Genomic DNA, 14,281 nt, shown 5'->3' on the forward strand with positions numbered 1-14,281 from the left:
CCAGTCCTGCTCGGGGGCTGCATCGCTTCGCACGACCCGTACGCGCATGCTCGGGCGATCACGGCGAGTCGGCTGAGCCAAAGCATAACACCATCCCGACATCACCCAAATTGCGGAGGCGATCATGCAGGCCCGTGAAATGGAAATCGTGCTCGATCACTTCGCGCGATCGGGCGGCGTAGCACCCGTTCGCCCCTACTACATCTGGGGCGAGTTCCGCGTCGAGACCGATGGCGAGACGCTCTACAGCGATGAGGGGCATGAATATTGTCGCGACTGCGCGGATCGCCTCCTCGAAAAGGTGCTTCCCCACCTGTCGGCCAGCGAGCGGCACGATCACCGCATCTCATCGACCGAACTTCACCATGAGGACACGTGCAAACACTGCCTCATCTGTGGGGCGCTTCTCGACTATGCCCTGAACGAGACCGGCGTCGCCGCCGAGCTCGACCACTACGTGTCGCATCCACCGTCTCGGCCCCTGCGCGCCGGAGATGCCTTCCATATCGCCAGAATGCTCGAGGCGGCCCCAGCCGACCATGGCGTGCTGCGCCTCGCCCGGGAGGCGCTTCGCCGGATTCCTCGAAAGCATCGACGCAATTGAAAGCGCGTTTCCACTCGACCGCTGCGCATCGCCGACCAATGCCCGGCGCGCTCCCGCATCCATGCCCCGTGCGCCAGACTTCAGAGCGATGTCCTTTCGTGGTCGGCAAAGCGAAAACGTCGAGCGAGTGAGGAAAGCCAGTCGGGAGATCATGTCATGGGTGAACGAGAACTATTCGCCATCACAGCAAGCGAAGAGGGATGGAGCGATACGACGCAGATCGATCTTCTCCTGGACTATATCGAAAACCAGGACTCGATCGACGCCTTCGCGGATTTCCTCGCGGAACGACGCGCACACGTCCCAACCCCGTCGCTTTACACCGACCCGGCCGACGCATTTCTCTGGGAAGTGGCGGAACTGCTGCAGCACGCCGGTCTTATCCAGAGCCCCGAATTCCAGACTTTCTGCGCCACCATATTCGACACGATGACGGCCGAGCAGGCCGCCGATTTCTGGCGCATGCGCGACGGCGACTGAGCCGCCGCATCGCCGCAGACAGGAGACATTCCATGTCGGCAAATGCAAGGCGCGATTTTGCGCAACTCCTCGCCGGCGCCCGTATGGCGCTTCAAAATCCCGACCGTCGCAGCGAAGAAACGCGCCTCCGCCTGGTCGACCAGTTGGCCAAGGCCGAAGGGCTGATCGAAACGCACATGGTCCCCTGGGAAATCGCCGTTCATGTCGCCCGGATCGACCATCGCCATGGCAGCGAATTCTTTGCCGCGCTCACTCGCCAGGCGTTGATGGCGCAGTTCGGCAGCTATTGCCGCATATGGTGGTCCGAGATCGATGACAAGCGCGACCCCGCCGACCTTGATGACGACGCTGTCGCCAGCACCTATTTCGACCGGCACCATGGCGAATGTCTCGAAACGGACATGATTTCCATCCCCGCGCCCGAGGCGCTCGTGACCATGCCGGTTCGCAGCGATCGCTACGTCACCCTGAGCAACCACCATATCCAGCCGTCGACCGGCGATCTCCTCGACGAGTGGGCGCGGCTACCGCCCGAGGACAGGCCGCTGGGCGTCGCCGAAACGGGCTACGGTTGGTTCGTTCTGACCGACCCGATCCACCAGGATTCGGTCGAAGAGGTTCCCGTGGAACTCACCGCTGTGCTGTCTTTCGCCCGCGATCAGGGTTGCCGATATCTGCTCCTCGACCGCGACGGCGATGAAGTGAACGGCCTCAATCATTTCGACTGGTAGCCGGGGCGCCCGACACCGTGCGCCTGACGTCTGCAGGACCGATCGAAAGTCTTGCCTGAACCTCCGCGACCTCGTCGCGCCATCACTGACCGCCGGCTCGCCGTAACCCAGCGTAGCGGACCAGCCTGCCCGACGGCAGCGCCCAACTTCGCTTCCGTGACAGGAGCACCGCATGCCTGAACTTCCTTCCCTCGAATTGCTGCGTGAAGCTCGCGGCCGCCTGGCGTCGCATGACCTCAACGATCCGGCGACCACGCAGCTCATCCTGAAAATCGACGTGCATCTCGCGGCCCTGGCGCCGAACCCTGGCTCAGCCGAACTGGTCGAGGCTGCCTGCAAGGAGTGGCGCAGCTTCGACGAGATCGACATTGATTCGGACGAACAGCGCGTCAGCATCGGCGAAGACGGCACATGGGTCCGCGCTTGGATCTTCCTGTCTCATGACGACGCCGCGCGCCACGGCGTATCAGCAGAAATCTGCGCCCCGACCGACAGTGCCCAAACTCCCTGACATGTCCGTACGACGGAATTCGATCTCCCATCATGGAGGGGAGCGCGGTGGGAGGTTTTTTGAAGACTATCGGGGAGATCGAACCCATGTCCGGATTTACCAACCGCGACTATGCCCAGTTGCTATCGCGCGCCCGCGCCGCCCTTGAAACGCCGGCGGACCTCAGCCCCACTGAAATCAACTATGTGATCAAGGACATCGCCCTCGCTGAAGATGCCGCCGCCGGCGGCCATCTCCCCTGGCGCATGCAAATCCATGTCGCAACGATCGCCCACTGCGAAGGGATCAATCACTATGCAGCATGCACCCGCGCCGCGCTCATGGCGGAGGTTGCAGCTTATTGTCGCGAATGGTGGGACGAGATCTCCCACCAGGGTGATCCGGCCCAGCTCGAGGACGAGCAGGTCGCGCAGCTCTATTTCGACAAACATCCCAGCGAGACGCTTTCAACGAGCGAACTGACGCTCGATCCCGACCCAACGGATGACGATACCGGCGAGGAACCACCAGACCTCGGCGCACCGGTCCCGGACGAAGCGATCGACGAGCAAGATGTAGCGTCCCGACAACGGGCCGCGGCCTCCGCCATCTACGAATGCTATGGTTTCGGGCGGCCGGTCGGGGACGCCGACACCTGGTGGACAACGATACCCGGAGACATATTCAGCCGCACCATCTGGTTCGAGTGCGACCACACCGGCATTCCTGTCCCGCCGGCGACCCTTTTCATCACCTTCGAACCGGGAACCGATCGCCTCATCTCCGCCGTCGCGACCGACAGCGACGGCAATCCCGTCGGTAGGCCCGCTCCCCTGATCACGGGATAGTTTCCCACGCGGTTCTGCGGTGGTCGACCGGCCCCGCATCGCCCGAAACTGGCCGGCCACCGCCGGTCTGCAGTGGCCGGACCCGCTCCAACTTCACTCCAATCCGGGAGGCAGCAATGCTTCAGTCCCGCGATACCGTGCGCGTCTACCGCCACGGCCACATGGCGTGCGGCATCGGTGCCGGCGCACGCGGCTTCAACCAGGCCAACCCTCGCATCGGCAACGTCGTCGCCCGTTTCGAATGCGCTGGCGGGATCGACGTCGACCCGGGCGCCATCCGCAATTTCGAGCGCATGACCGGCGTGAAGGGCACGGTCATGGACCTGTTCGACCGCGACCAATATACCGCCTTCCACGGGCACGAACCCCCGCCGGGCTGGAAAGAGGCGGTGCCGGCCGACATTCGCGCGGTGTTCGGACGCCTCGACGTCTGCTTTGCGTCCTATCCCTGTAAAGGCTTCAGCGGACTTCTTTCCAACGCCGTTTCGAAGACTCAGAAATATCAGGCGCTCAACGCGCTGACCCTCCGCGGCATGTGGCTGACCCTCGAAGCCTATCGCGACGATCCCATTCCCATCCTGCTGTTCGAGAACGTCCCGCGCATCATGACGCGCGGCCGCTGGCTCCTCGACCAGATCATCGCCCTGCTGCGCGGCTACGGCTATCACGTCACCGAGGACACGCACGACTGCGGCGAGATCGGCTGGCTCGCCGAATCCCGCAAGCGCTATCTCATGATCGCGCGCCACCCCGACAAGGTTCCACCCTTCATCTACCAGCCGACCAAGCATCCGCTGCGCGGAGTCGGCGAGGTCATCGGCAAGCTGCCGCTTCCCGGCGATCCCGCCGGCGGTCCGATGCATCGCGTCCCCGCGCTGCAATGGCGCACCTGGGTCCGGCTCGCCTTCGTCAAGGCCGGGCACGACTGGCGCAGCCTCAACGACCTCGCCGTCGAGGACGGCTTCCTTCGTGACTATGGCATCGTCCCCGAGACCGAACTCAGGCCCAACGCTTATGGTGTCGCCCGCTGGTCTGATTCCGCCGGCGTCATCACGTCCGCGCGCGCTCCGGGACAGGGGCGCTTCTCGGTCGCCGATCCCCGGGCGCCCTGGGTCCGCGAAGGCAGCGGCTTCCTTGGCGTCAATCGCTGGGCGGGCTCGAGCGGTGTCATCTCGACCCGCGCGCTTCCCACCAACGGCGCTTACAGCGTTGCCGATCCCCGACCGGGTTATGGCGACGCCACCCATCGTCACGTCCTGGGTGTCCGTGGCTGGGGCGACAGCGCCGGCGTCGTCTCCTGCACGCCCAAGCCAACCACGGGGCCGCACTGCGTCGCCGATCCGCGCCCCGGCTACAAGCCCGGCGCACATCACAACCTCCTTTCCGTCGCGTCCTATCGCGGCAGCGCCAGGACGATCAGCGGCGCCTCCCATGTCGCCGGCGGCGCCGCCAGCGTGGCCGACCCGCGCCAGCTCTCGGGCAATCTCACCTACCAGCAATATGGCGTCCGGCCATGGCGGGAATGGGCGGGAACCGTCACGGCGCAGTCGCTGCCCGGCGGCGGTCCCCATTCGGTCGCCGACCCGCGCATCCACGGTCGGCCGCGCTTTAACAATGTCTATCGCGTCGTACCGTTCAACCGCGATGCGCCCGCCGTCGCCGGCCCGGGTGGACCTGCCGGCGGCCTTTGCGTCGCCGACCCGCGCGCCCCCCAAGGCCGCCACGTCAACGGCAAATACCGCGTCACCGGGTTCACCATGTCGGCCAACGCCGTGATCGGCGCGAGCTCGACCGGCATGGGCGCGTTCGTCGTCGCCGACCCCCGTTGCACCTGGGGGCCGGACAGCCACCGCAACAAGCTCAAGGTCGTCTCCATGACGGGCCAGGCGCCCACCGTCACCGGTTCCGATCGCGTCGGAAGCGGTGCGATCTCGGTCGCCGATCCCCGTCCGGCTTGCCTGTCCCGCCCCGGGCGAGACAGCTACCTGACCCAGGGCCATTATGGCGTGGTCTCGTGGACCGGCGCAGCCGGTGCGATCCCCGCCTTTGCCAAAAACAATAACGGTCCCTGGTCGCTTGCCGATCCGCGGATCGACGCGCCACCGAATTTGCCCGACCCGGCGAATGACTGGAGCCTGCCACCTCTCGACGAGCGTCTCGTCGCCAGGATCATCGCGCTCGACGAAACCTGGCATCGCCCGTTCACGACCCTGGAGCTTGCCGCTCTACAGTCGCTCTTCGATCCCGAGGAGATATTCGTCTTCAATCCGGCGCTCGACGCCTATGTGCGTCGCTGGGAACGCAGCTGGGCGACGCGCGGCTTCGATCTCGAAGCCAGTTCCGATTCCACCCGCCGCGAATGGATCGGCAATGCGGTCCCGAGCGCATCCGCCAAGGCGATGGCCGAGGTGATCGGAGAAGCGCTGCTGCTCGCGAGCATGGGCGAGACATTCACGCTGTCGTCGCGTGAGATATGGGTCCGGCCGCTCGCGCTGGCGCTGGCCGTCAATCCCGATCAGGCGGCCTTTCAGCTCGATATGGGGCAGGCGGCATGAACGCGCGCTCGCGCCGCGCCGAGGTCCGAAACCCGGTTCTTACACTGCCGTCCGCCCGCGCGCTCAAGGCCCAGCAGCCGCAAATCCTCGCCCTTCTGGCTGCGCTGTTATATGATCTGCAGCGTGACGCCCGGCAGCGTGCCGACAAGGCGTGGGGAACGCGCAAGGCCTTCATCGCCGCTTACTGGTTCACCGTCGCCGTCTATGCGGGCCACATCGCGAAGGCCATTCGTCCGGCGCATTACAGCCGGAACAAGGCGACGCCCTTCCGCGTGCGCCAGCATGGCTATGCCGCCCTGGCCGCCGTGGACTGGGCGGAGGCTTCCAGACTCTACAGCGAGAGGCGCGATCGCTTCGGTCTTGGAACCAGCCAGTTCCCCGAGGGCGAGGTGCTCCTTGACGACATCCCGATTGCCCGCATCAGCTATAACGGCCGGATCTGGCCGCTCGGACCCTTTCGACCGGAAATGGAGCCCATCTACGACAATCGGATTGCGGCGGATCGATCATGACACGCCCGGCCGAATGGGACGATCCGCCCGGTTACGACCGTCATATCGGCCGGGCTCGCACGCCAAGCGACGATTTCTATGACCACCGCATACTGGTCCTTGAGCGGACCAGGCACGCCCTCGCTCCAAGAAAAGGAAGTTTGGCCGATGGCAAAGACCCGAGAACAGCTGATCGACTGGCTGGTCGACGACACCTTCGACACATGCCGACAGGACGACCGTTATATGCGTTCGATCCTCCAGCAATATTGGTCCGGCATGAGCGATGAGGAACTGCAATGCGCCTATGACGATCTCGTACCCGACAATTTTCGCGAAGATCCAGCCGACCACGATGTCGTCTCGCGCGCTATAAGTCTTCGGTTCAACCCGCAAGCCTGGATCGATGATTACGCCGTGTCCGTCGATGCCGAGCATCCCGACACATGGACCGTCCCCTTGTCGCTTCTGCTCGAAAGGTTTCCGACCCGGGAGAGTTGGCATGAGCGCGACGAGGATCGCGATGCCATGCGCTTGGAAGGCAACGCGCCGAGATGGGTGCGGGACTGGACTGGCCCGTTCGAGGTCGAGCTGCTCGACCCGGACGCATGGCAGATCGGAGGCGGCGAATGACAGCCCGACGTCACTTCGTCCATGTCTACGCCACGATCCGCGTCAAGGTGGCAGTGGACGCGATAAACCACACCGAAGCGATTCGGGCGGCCGACCGCGCACTCTTCGACAAGGGGTTTGCCGTGCGGCTGATCCCCAACGCCAGGGATGTGCTGGATGCGGAATATGCCGAAGAGGTCGTCGGCTACATGGTCGACGAAGCCGGTGATCCGACCTTCGAGCACACGCGCAACTATGACAACAATTACCAGCCCGAAGGCTCCGCAGGATGAACACCCAAACAAGCACGATCGCGGCCATGATCTGCGAGCTGATCGAAACCCATATGGAGAAATGCGAGTCCGCGTTCGAGCGTTCCGAGGACGGGCCACATCATGTCGTCTCGGATGTGCATGAAACCCGCGCAAACATCGAAACCCTGTCCAGCAGGGACAATGAGGATGGCGTCGAAATCACGCTGCTGCTGGATGACGGTTCCGCTTTTCGCGTCATGGTGGAGGCGCTCTGATGGCAACGTTCAAAGTCAGGATCGTCCAGATCTTCCGGGTCGAGCGCGAAGTCGTCATGGACGTCATCGCCGCCTCCGAAGACGAAGCCTGCGAACTGGTCGACACCGGCGAAGCCGACAAGCCGGAGTGGGACGCCTGGAAAGATCACTGGACGCTCGAAGGCGAAACCGCCCAGCCGGCATAAGCTGTCCATCGAGGCGCTGCCCGGGAGCGGAGGAGGGGGACGGCTATGCTCCCGGCATGGGAGCAGTCCGGAGGCTCCCATGAAGATCGAACTGCGCCGCATCACCTACAGCGATGCCCTGTCGCAGGAAACCAGCGCCTACACCGCCGACGTCTACATCGATGGAGAGCTCGCCTTCCATGCCCGCAACCAGGGCACGGGCGGCGCGGATTTCTTTCATCAGGTCGGCCGCTGGACCGAGGCCGAAGTCAATAGCTGGCTCGAGGCCAACCGGTCGCCTCGGGTCGATGACGGCTTCAGCTATGATCATGATCTCGAGATCGAGGTCAGCGACCTTCTCTCCCGCGAACTCGAAGCTCGCAGGGTCAAACGCCTGCTTCGCACCAATCTCGTGACGATCGAGAACGGGCAGATTTTCCAGTACCCCCTCCGCAAGCGCCCAATCGAAATCGTCGTTCGCGCCGTGCGGGCCACCAACCCCGCTGCCATCGTCGTGAATGACGCCGGCGACGACGTGCTCGACGAGGCGCTCGCCATCCTGCTCGCCCCGCGCTGACGCGAGGCCTTCCGGACACCGATCCGGATCGCGACCACGCATGACGACAAACGCGATCCGCGCCGGCTCACCGGCTCACCGTCGGATTCCCGCCGACAGCTCCCCGAACTCCGGCTCGCATTCGATTGTCCCGGCAACGCGTCAAGGAGACCGCACATGGAAAGCACTCATCTGGAAACTGCATTCACGATTGGCGTCACGCCGGACGAAGCGGCGCTGCTCGAAGAATGTCTTGCGACCGCGGGTCAGATATACACGGGATTCGCCGCGATCCCGCTCGACGAGATGGACGCCGCCAGGGCCTGCTACGCCGAGCGTAGCGAGGCATTCAAGGCCACCTTCCCGTTGAGGGACGACGAGGAGAACCCCTTTGCCAGTTTCCTCGCGCTCTGGTCCGATCCGGACTTCCCCGACTTTGGCGCGCGTACCAGCATCGCTGACGACGCCGGTGGCAAGGGGAAGGTCGCCATCATCCAAGGCCACGAGGCAGATGTATCGGCGCTCGCATCGCTGATCCAGAAGGTCTGCAAGTCAGCACTACCCTTCGGCTTCGAATGGACGATCGTCTCCGACAAATCCGGGCGGGACGGGTTCGGTGGTGGCTATTTCGTGATCACCGAGGCCGGGATATTCGGCGACTCCACGCGCGCGATTGTGGAACGAACGCTGCAGACTCCCCGGGCGGGACGCTGACCATGGCAGGCGGCACCACTGCGAGCATCACCCTCCATGTAGAGATAATCGACTCTCAGGCCATGTGGGATCACGCCTTTGGCATCTATGCAGGCGTGCATCTTCGCTACGAGGTATATGACCCGGCCGAACCGACCCGCCTGGGCAGCGCGCTTCACGACGGGTTCGTCGCGATCTGCGGGGACCGCGATACGCCAGACATCGGCGAATGTCTCGGCATGATCTTCGATCCCGGTGCGAGCCCTCCCGGCATCCAGATCGATGACAACTCGGTCGAAATCCTGCCGCCCCCGTGGGATGAAAAATATTCCCAGTTCATCGGGGATCGCGGCGAACTGGGCACCGACGGCTTCGGCGGCGGCCATGACTAAGGCCATCCTCAAGCAGCCCTGCGATGAATGCCCGTGGCGCCGCAAGCATCCGGCCGGCTGGCTCGGCGGCTATCGCGCAGAGGAGTTCACGCAGCAAGTCCAGTTCGATGGGCCACCGCTGCCCTGCCACAAGACCATCCCGGGCGACGGAACCGACGCCCGCGCGATGTGCGCGGGCGCGCTCATCTTCATGAAGAACAGCTGCAAGGGCGCTCACCACTCCGATTATGGTGATGCGCTGACCACCGTCGAGGCGGATAGCGAGACCGTGTTCCAGTGGGCGCATGAGTTCCTCGAACATCACAACAATCCCGGGGCCTGGTCCGAGAAAGTCAGGGCCGCTCTGATGGAGAAGCGCAATGGGACAAACGCGGACCGTGACGGAGAAGACGCTCGATGAGGCGGAGCTGGATTTCCGGGAAGCGCCGGGCCGCGATAGCGCGGCCGACCTGCTGACCGTCGCCACCGGCTATTGGAACGACGCCATGATCGGCGATGAAACCTATGCCGGCAAAGTGGGCCTGGTTCGCAACTGGCTGGCCAAGGCGGTGGTACCCGTCGACCCAGATTCATGCGGAACCGATCGCAGGTGCCGCACGCCGCATCGTGAGCTATACCGATGGCGCCGCCCGTACCAACGTCTATAGGGCCGCAAAACAGGAGCTGGCACAGCATGGCGATAAGCTTCGAACACTGCTGATCGAGCTTGCCGGGATCATCGACGAAATCGATGCCTTGCCGATCAATGATGAGGGCGCGCGCGAATTGCCTCCCGGCATGCTGGACCGCGCCCGCGAAATCGCCGCCGTCGCTCAAGATCTGGAAAGCGCGACATGAGTGAAGATGAATTCGACCAGCTGGTCGACGAGGCGACCCATGCCGTCAATAATCTCATCCCCGATCGATTCCTCGACCGGTTGGGAGGAAACGCGCGCCGCGGTCTGCTCATCTCGATCAACGACGCTCTGACCGCAATCCTGCGCGACGTCATCGAACCGGACGACGAGGCCTGATACCATAAGGTGCCGCGCTCTTCACGAAGGCTTCTCGTTCAATCCAGCCCCGCGATCAGCCCGGGCGTCGGCATCACGTCACCGAACAATGGACATTTCGTTATGGTCATCATATATGACCAGTCACTAGACATAACCAGGAGCAACCGCCATGCGGGCAGAAACCTATGGCGCCGCGGACTTCAAGACCAACTGCCTTGCTATCCTCGATCGACTGGCCCGTCACGATGTCGACCAGGTGACGATCACCAAGCGCGGCCGAGCCGTCGCGGTGCTGACGCCGCCTCCCAGTACGACCGATGCGATCGAGGGACTGCACGGCTTCATGCGCGGGTCCGTTTCAGTGCCCACGGGCGTCGATCTCCTCGCTCCCGTGCTCGATGAACCGCTGAACGCCCAGGACGGAAAGCTCCACGGATGAGCGCGGCCGGAGGGGAAACCGACAACCCTCGAGCAGTGCTGCTCGACACATGTGCCGTTATCTGGCTGGCCAATGGCGATCCAATCGCTCCGGCAGCGCTCGGGGCCATCACCCATGCGGCCCTGGCCGATGGGGTGTTCGTCTCGCCGGCGAGCGCGTGGGAAGTGGGATTGCTGAGTCGCGTTCGCGGCGACAAGGCACCGGCCATCTCCTTCCTGCCAGATCCGCAAAGCTGGTTCGCTCGCTTCATGAGCGGACCAGCGATCCGGGAAGCGCCCTTGCTCCCGGAAATCGCGATTGCGTCCTCGCTCCTGCCCGACCCGCTGCACGGCGATCCCGCCGACAGGTTCATCATCGCGACCGCCCGGCTTCACCGGATGCCCGTTGTCACACGTGACGGCAAAATTATCGACTACGCCGCCAAAGGACACGTCGCTGCCATAGAATGCTGACCACACTCCACGTCAAACGCCTCGCGCATCACCGTCGCCTGAGCCATGATCTTCGATAGATCCTGACCACGCGCCTCGACGAAGGGGAGGGAGAAAGGAGGCGTGCGCTCCCTTCGGGAGCGGTCAGGAGCTTTCCATGCCAAAGCCATGCCCGGCGATCCGGCCTTGTCCCGGATCGGCGCCTGCCGTCGCGCTCGATCCCGCCATTCTCGCCACCATCGAGCGCCACGCCTGGTTCGCGTTCAGTCTGTCCGGCGGCAAGGACTCGACGGTCGCCGCGCATGCCACGATCGCATTGCTCGACCGGCTCGGTCATCCGCCTGACCGCCGCCTCGCCATTCATGCCGACCTCGGCCGCGCCGAATGGCGATCGACACCGGCCACCGTCGACGCGGTAGCGGCCCGACTCGGCTTGCCGCTGCTGGTCGTCCGGCGCGGTGCGGGCGATATGGTCGCGCGGTGGGAACAACGCTTCGAGAGCGGCAAACGCCGCTACGAGGCGCTCGAAACCTACAATCTCATCGGGCCATGGTCGTCATCCTCGCTCCGCTTCTGCACCTCGGAGATGAAGGCCCAGATCATCGGACCGGAGTTGGCGCGCCGCTTCCGCGGAGAAACGATCGTGTCCGTCGTCGGTCTGCGCCGCGAGGAAAGTGCCGTCCGGCGCACGACTCCCATCTCGCGCATCGACGACCGCTTCGCCAAAGCCCGAAATCAAGCGGGCACCCGCATGATCAGCTGGCATCCGTTGGTCGATTGGACCGCCGATCAGGTTTTTGCGGCCCATGAGCGGCACGATCTCCCGCTCCACGAAGCCTACTGCCGCTATCATTCGACGCGTCTCTCCTGCGCCTTTTGCGTGCTCGCCTCGGGCCGCGACCTTGAGGCTGCCTCCCGTGCCAGCTCTAACCGCGATCTCTACCGCCATCTCGTGTCGATCGAGGCCCATTCGACATTCTCCTTCCAGCCGCAACGCTGGCTTGCAGACGTTGCGCCCGGACTCCTGCCCGCTTCCTTGCAGAAGGACATCGAACGGGCCAAACGCGATGCGGCCGGGCGCCGACATATCGAAGCAGCGATGCCGGTAGGGCTGCGCTTCGTCAAAGGCTGGCCGCCACGCATGCCCAGCCTTGCCGAGTCCACGCTGATCGCAGCTGCCCGCTCGCGGATCCTGCGCCGGCACAACCTCGACGATCTGTATCCCGACGCGGCGGCAGTACGAACCCGTTTCGCCGCTCTGATCGCCGCCAAGCACGGCCGGGCCACGAAGACCGCCATTCCGCGTCCCTGAAGCGCCGCCATTTCGCCGTCATCATGCGCTATCGTCGCAACGAGGACCCCATGCTCGATGGCCGATCCAGCACGCGCCGATCAACCCGCGAACTCACCCGCGAACAAGCGATCCGCTTTGCCGAGGGCGACCGCTAGAAATCGCTCTCGCTTTGAGGAATGCGCCCTCTTTCAGCTCGGACAGGATTGTCTATGCATGCCGTTCACGCGCTTCATGGAAGGCGTGAGCGCCTTGCTCCGCCGCCCGGTCTTTACTCATGAATTTGCCAATCCGGACGTCCTGTGGGCCGAGTTTTGCCAGTAATGGCCCGCGTCTGACATCATCACGATCATCCAGCGGATTCGATGGGATGATCGCGATTTTGATCGAAGCCCACGATCGCGAGCCGCGAACTAGCGCGTGACACCAAGCGCGTCCTCTTTCACCCGACCTAGTTCAAGGTCCGCTCGCCATGCATGAGCGGATATCGCGAACGCATCTCCTCGACCTTCCTGATCTCGGCAATCTTCCGCTGAACAACGCTTTCGGACAGACCAACCCGCCGCGCAATGTCCTTGCGCGTCAGACCCTCCCGGTCGTGTAGATCCCTCAGCGCGCCGGCGCGCTCCAGCGCTTCACGCCGCTGCGTCGCCAGATGCGCGCGGGCTGCCAGGGCTGCCTCCATCCTGCGGCGGTCTTGCTCGGTCTCGCGCTCCAAAGCGTGGCCCCAGGACCAGCCGAACATCTTCATCGCGGCGTAGAGATCAAAATAGCAGCGGCGGCCGAAATTGGGCACTCTCAACATGTCGCGTGCCGAAACGACCGCCACATCGCCGAGCCGAAGCGCTTCAATCGCAATTCCGCCCGGTCCCTCTCCCGGTTCGAACCAGCGAGTAGCCGTCACCAGGCAACCATATGTTCGGATGCTGATCAGATCCCAAGCGCTGAGCGCAACGATCAGGGGATTGGCCATCGGCACCGCGGATGATCCGCTCTCGAGAAGAGCTCCAGACGTCGCATGTTTCGACATCATCCGGCAAGTTTCTCCAGCAAGCATCGGCGCCGGCTGATCCGGCGGTTCAAGCTCAGCGCCAAGCCAATATTGCCACAACGCCTGCAGCCATCAACAGTTGACGCGCCATTTTGGATGAAATCTCCGCCTCGGGCGCCTCAACGCTTTCCGCGACAGGCTCTTCTGAACCATCCATTGCCCAATCCGGATTCTCGCGCGTCGTTGGTTCGAACATCCGCGCGTCGCGAAGGGAAGCGGAGAGGGGGGGCGATGGGCGGGCGTGACGACGCGTCCGTACGCCGGGAGCCACCTCCGTGTCCTACGATATCGCTTTTCGCTTCCAACAGGCGCTCGATCCTGCCGCCCTCACGACCTTGTCGGCCTGCCTCCATGCGCTGACCGCCGCCATCGAGGACTGCCGCAACGCCGGCAAATCCTCGGACACCGATCCTGCGGTGTTGCTGCTCGCACGGCACCTTGGAACGGTCGCCGCTGGACTCGGCGCCAACGATACGACCCTGCGTCGCGCCTGCATGGACGCAGTTGCCGAGCTTCGGCGCCGGCCCGCGCTGATCGCGCTCGCGCACAAGGGCGTCAGCTACGATGCGCCCGCCAAGAAGCTCTTCCACAGCGACGGCCGCAAGGCCCTCAAGCGGCTCGCCGCGGCGCTCGGTCTTGCCGATGACAGCTACGACATCCGTTCGAACAAGGCCGGACCGGCAGCCAGCGGCGATATCACCCTGCATGGTGAGGAAGTCTACGTCCAGCTGAGTCTCAGCGCCCTCGGTCCCGGTCATGAGGTCATGTTCCGCCGGGTCAAGGGCCGCAAGGACCACTGCGGCGATCGGAATCGCTGGGCATCGGTCCATGACCTCCTCCAGTGCGATCGCTTCGCCGCGCGACTGCGCCGCGAACTCCACCTCACAGAACCCGACGCTGCGCCCGCTCGGCTCGTAGCCTGAGGAAAT

The 14,281-nt window shown here is 64.1% G+C and carries 24 protein-coding genes; 23 read left to right on the forward strand and 1 reads right to left on the reverse strand.

Annotated elements, in window-relative coordinates; translation table 11 throughout:
* Nucleotides 1-124: 124 nt before the first annotated feature.
* The 22 genes from K426_RS11440 (at nucleotide 125) to K426_RS33080 (ending at nucleotide 12,625) form a co-directional block, all read left to right on the forward strand.
* Nucleotides 125-604: a hypothetical protein gene (locus K426_RS11440; protein ID WP_082748589.1), complete on the forward strand. Its 480-nt coding sequence runs from the start codon at nucleotides 125-127 to the stop codon at nucleotides 602-604.
* Nucleotides 605-760: 156 nt separating this feature from the next.
* The gene (locus K426_RS11445; RefSeq protein ID WP_066557046.1) at nucleotides 761-1,084 is read left to right on the forward strand and encodes a hypothetical protein; all 324 of its coding nucleotides are present in this window, start codon (nucleotides 761-763) and stop codon (nucleotides 1,082-1,084) included.
* A gap of 32 nt (nucleotides 1,085-1,116) precedes the next feature.
* Nucleotides 1,117-1,815, forward strand: a complete 699-nt coding sequence (locus K426_RS11450) for a DUF5983 family protein (protein ID WP_066557049.1) — start codon at nucleotides 1,117-1,119, stop codon at nucleotides 1,813-1,815.
* Nucleotides 1,816-1,987: 172 nt separating this feature from the next.
* On the forward strand, nucleotides 1,988-2,326 hold the full coding sequence (locus tag K426_RS11455) for a hypothetical protein (protein ID WP_066557051.1): 339 nt from the start codon (nucleotides 1,988-1,990) through the stop codon (nucleotides 2,324-2,326).
* Between the two features lie 86 nt (nucleotides 2,327-2,412).
* Entirely contained in the window at nucleotides 2,413-3,153 is a 741-nt protein-coding gene (locus K426_RS11460) for a hypothetical protein (protein ID WP_145907300.1), read from the forward strand.
* Between the two features lie 116 nt (nucleotides 3,154-3,269).
* The gene (locus K426_RS11465) at nucleotides 3,270-5,708 is read left to right on the forward strand and encodes a DNA cytosine methyltransferase (RefSeq protein WP_066557055.1); all 2,439 of its coding nucleotides are present in this window, start codon (nucleotides 3,270-3,272) and stop codon (nucleotides 5,706-5,708) included.
* A complete protein-coding gene (locus K426_RS32525) occupies nucleotides 5,705-6,220 on the forward strand; it encodes a hypothetical protein (protein WP_237229779.1) in 516 nt (171 codons plus the stop codon). The genes K426_RS11465 and K426_RS32525 overlap by 4 nt, the downstream gene beginning before the upstream one ends.
* A 147-nt stretch (nucleotides 6,221-6,367) precedes the next feature.
* The gene (locus K426_RS11475) at nucleotides 6,368-6,832 is read left to right on the forward strand and encodes a hypothetical protein (protein ID WP_145907302.1); all 465 of its coding nucleotides are present in this window, start codon (nucleotides 6,368-6,370) and stop codon (nucleotides 6,830-6,832) included.
* Nucleotides 6,829-7,104 (forward strand): hypothetical protein, encoded by a 276-nt coding sequence (locus tag K426_RS11480; protein ID WP_066557063.1) that lies wholly within the window; start codon nucleotides 6,829-6,831, stop codon nucleotides 7,102-7,104. Before K426_RS11475 ends, K426_RS11480 begins: the two co-directional genes overlap by 4 nt.
* On the forward strand, nucleotides 7,101-7,340 hold the full coding sequence (locus K426_RS11485; protein WP_066557066.1) for a hypothetical protein: 240 nt from the start codon (nucleotides 7,101-7,103) through the stop codon (nucleotides 7,338-7,340). The genes K426_RS11480 and K426_RS11485 overlap by 4 nt, the downstream gene beginning before the upstream one ends.
* On the forward strand, nucleotides 7,340-7,525 hold the full coding sequence (locus tag K426_RS11490) for a hypothetical protein (protein WP_066557069.1): 186 nt from the start codon (nucleotides 7,340-7,342) through the stop codon (nucleotides 7,523-7,525). The genes K426_RS11485 and K426_RS11490 overlap by 1 nt, the downstream gene beginning before the upstream one ends.
* Nucleotides 7,526-7,604: 79 nt before the next feature.
* The gene (locus tag K426_RS11495; protein ID WP_066557072.1) at nucleotides 7,605-8,081 is read left to right on the forward strand and encodes a hypothetical protein; all 477 of its coding nucleotides are present in this window, start codon (nucleotides 7,605-7,607) and stop codon (nucleotides 8,079-8,081) included.
* A 156-nt stretch (nucleotides 8,082-8,237) separates the two neighbouring features.
* The gene (locus K426_RS11500; RefSeq protein WP_066557076.1) at nucleotides 8,238-8,774 is read left to right on the forward strand and encodes a hypothetical protein; all 537 of its coding nucleotides are present in this window, start codon (nucleotides 8,238-8,240) and stop codon (nucleotides 8,772-8,774) included.
* Nucleotides 8,775-8,776: 2 nt separating this feature from the next.
* Nucleotides 8,777-9,145, forward strand: a complete 369-nt coding sequence (locus K426_RS11505) for a hypothetical protein (RefSeq protein WP_145907303.1) — start codon at nucleotides 8,777-8,779, stop codon at nucleotides 9,143-9,145.
* Nucleotides 9,138-9,545: a hypothetical protein gene (locus tag K426_RS11510; RefSeq protein ID WP_066557081.1), complete on the forward strand. Its 408-nt coding sequence runs from the start codon at nucleotides 9,138-9,140 to the stop codon at nucleotides 9,543-9,545. Before K426_RS11505 ends, K426_RS11510 begins: the two co-directional genes overlap by 8 nt.
* Entirely contained in the window at nucleotides 9,505-9,792 is a 288-nt protein-coding gene (locus K426_RS11515; RefSeq protein WP_145907305.1) for a hypothetical protein, read from the forward strand. Before K426_RS11510 ends, K426_RS11515 begins: the two co-directional genes overlap by 41 nt.
* Nucleotides 9,752-9,982 carry a hypothetical protein gene (locus tag K426_RS11520; protein WP_066557086.1) on the forward strand — a complete coding sequence of 77 codons (231 nt, stop codon included), beginning with the start codon at nucleotides 9,752-9,754 and terminating at the stop codon, nucleotides 9,980-9,982. Before K426_RS11515 ends, K426_RS11520 begins: the two co-directional genes overlap by 41 nt.
* Entirely contained in the window at nucleotides 9,979-10,158 is a 180-nt protein-coding gene (locus K426_RS11525) for a hypothetical protein (protein WP_066557089.1), read from the forward strand. Before K426_RS11520 ends, K426_RS11525 begins: the two co-directional genes overlap by 4 nt.
* A 151-nt stretch (nucleotides 10,159-10,309) precedes the next feature.
* Entirely contained in the window at nucleotides 10,310-10,579 is a 270-nt protein-coding gene (locus K426_RS11530; protein ID WP_066557092.1) for a type II toxin-antitoxin system Phd/YefM family antitoxin, read from the forward strand.
* Entirely contained in the window at nucleotides 10,576-11,031 is a 456-nt protein-coding gene (locus tag K426_RS11535; RefSeq protein WP_066557095.1) for a type II toxin-antitoxin system VapC family toxin, read from the forward strand. The genes K426_RS11530 and K426_RS11535 overlap by 4 nt, the downstream gene beginning before the upstream one ends.
* Before the next feature lie 136 nt (nucleotides 11,032-11,167).
* Nucleotides 11,168-12,322, forward strand: a complete 1,155-nt coding sequence (locus K426_RS11540) for a phosphoadenosine phosphosulfate reductase domain-containing protein (protein ID WP_066557098.1) — start codon at nucleotides 11,168-11,170, stop codon at nucleotides 12,320-12,322.
* 57 nt (nucleotides 12,323-12,379) lie between these two features.
* Nucleotides 12,380-12,625, forward strand: a complete 246-nt coding sequence (locus K426_RS33080) for a DUF7736 domain-containing protein (RefSeq protein WP_443018188.1) — start codon at nucleotides 12,380-12,382, stop codon at nucleotides 12,623-12,625.
* Nucleotides 12,626-12,752: 127 nt separating this feature from the next.
* Here K426_RS33080 and K426_RS11545 read toward each other — a convergent pair whose 3' ends face one another.
* Complete coding sequence (locus K426_RS11545) at nucleotides 12,753-13,274, reverse strand: hypothetical protein (protein ID WP_066557100.1); 522 nt, start codon at nucleotides 13,272-13,274, stop codon at nucleotides 12,753-12,755.
* 353 nt (nucleotides 13,275-13,627) lie between these two features.
* Between K426_RS11545 and K426_RS11550 the strand changes: the two genes are divergently transcribed.
* Nucleotides 13,628-14,275, forward strand: coding sequence for a hypothetical protein (locus tag K426_RS11550; RefSeq protein WP_066557104.1), 648 nt, complete (start codon nucleotides 13,628-13,630; stop codon nucleotides 14,273-14,275).
* Nucleotides 14,276-14,281 lie beyond the last annotated feature (6 nt).

Source organism: Sphingobium sp. TKS (assembly GCF_001563265.1).
Lineage (GTDB): Bacteria > Pseudomonadota > Alphaproteobacteria > Sphingomonadales > Sphingomonadaceae > Sphingobium.

What these genes read in the sequence shown, in the direction of transcription:
- K426_RS11455 (WP_066557051.1), top strand. Translation starts at nt 1,988, where the DNA reads ATGCCTGAACTTCCTTCCCTCGAATTGCTGCGTGAAGCTCGCGGCCGC.
- K426_RS11460 (WP_145907300.1), top strand. Translation starts at nt 2,413, where the DNA reads ATGTCCGGATTTACCAACCGCGACTATGCCCAGTTGCTATCGCGCGCC.
- K426_RS11540 (WP_066557098.1), top strand. Translation starts at nt 11,168, where the DNA reads ATGCCAAAGCCATGCCCGGCGATCCGGCCTTGTCCCGGATCGGCGCCT.
- K426_RS11485 (WP_066557066.1), top strand. Translation starts at nt 7,101, where the DNA reads ATGAACACCCAAACAAGCACGATCGCGGCCATGATCTGCGAGCTGATC.
- K426_RS33080 (WP_443018188.1), top strand. Translation starts at nt 12,380, where the DNA reads ATGGCCGATCCAGCACGCGCCGATCAACCCGCGAACTCACCCGCGAAC.
- K426_RS11495 (WP_066557072.1), top strand. Translation starts at nt 7,605, where the DNA reads ATGAAGATCGAACTGCGCCGCATCACCTACAGCGATGCCCTGTCGCAG.
- K426_RS11510 (WP_066557081.1), top strand. Translation starts at nt 9,138, where the DNA reads ATGACTAAGGCCATCCTCAAGCAGCCCTGCGATGAATGCCCGTGGCGC.
- K426_RS11490 (WP_066557069.1), top strand. Translation starts at nt 7,340, where the DNA reads ATGGCAACGTTCAAAGTCAGGATCGTCCAGATCTTCCGGGTCGAGCGC.
- K426_RS11465 (WP_066557055.1), top strand. Translation starts at nt 3,270, where the DNA reads ATGCTTCAGTCCCGCGATACCGTGCGCGTCTACCGCCACGGCCACATG.
- K426_RS11450 (WP_066557049.1), top strand. Translation starts at nt 1,117, where the DNA reads ATGTCGGCAAATGCAAGGCGCGATTTTGCGCAACTCCTCGCCGGCGCC.
- K426_RS11475 (WP_145907302.1), top strand. Translation starts at nt 6,368, where the DNA reads ATGGCAAAGACCCGAGAACAGCTGATCGACTGGCTGGTCGACGACACC.
- K426_RS11535 (WP_066557095.1), top strand. Translation starts at nt 10,576, where the DNA reads ATGAGCGCGGCCGGAGGGGAAACCGACAACCCTCGAGCAGTGCTGCTC.
- K426_RS11505 (WP_145907303.1), top strand. Translation starts at nt 8,777, where the DNA reads ATGGCAGGCGGCACCACTGCGAGCATCACCCTCCATGTAGAGATAATC.
- K426_RS32525 (WP_237229779.1), top strand. Translation starts at nt 5,705, where the DNA reads ATGAACGCGCGCTCGCGCCGCGCCGAGGTCCGAAACCCGGTTCTTACA.
- K426_RS11545 (WP_066557100.1), bottom strand. Translation starts at nt 13,274, where the DNA reads ATGGCCAATCCCCTGATCGTTGCGCTCAGCGCTTGGGATCTGATCAGC.
- K426_RS11480 (WP_066557063.1), top strand. Translation starts at nt 6,829, where the DNA reads ATGACAGCCCGACGTCACTTCGTCCATGTCTACGCCACGATCCGCGTC.
- K426_RS11445 (WP_066557046.1), top strand. Translation starts at nt 761, where the DNA reads ATGGGTGAACGAGAACTATTCGCCATCACAGCAAGCGAAGAGGGATGG.
- K426_RS11500 (WP_066557076.1), top strand. Translation starts at nt 8,238, where the DNA reads ATGGAAAGCACTCATCTGGAAACTGCATTCACGATTGGCGTCACGCCG.
- K426_RS11530 (WP_066557092.1), top strand. Translation starts at nt 10,310, where the DNA reads ATGCGGGCAGAAACCTATGGCGCCGCGGACTTCAAGACCAACTGCCTT.
- K426_RS11440 (WP_082748589.1), top strand. Translation starts at nt 125, where the DNA reads ATGCAGGCCCGTGAAATGGAAATCGTGCTCGATCACTTCGCGCGATCG.
- K426_RS11525 (WP_066557089.1), top strand. Translation starts at nt 9,979, where the DNA reads ATGAGTGAAGATGAATTCGACCAGCTGGTCGACGAGGCGACCCATGCC.
- K426_RS11515 (WP_145907305.1), top strand. Translation starts at nt 9,505, where the DNA reads ATGGGACAAACGCGGACCGTGACGGAGAAGACGCTCGATGAGGCGGAG.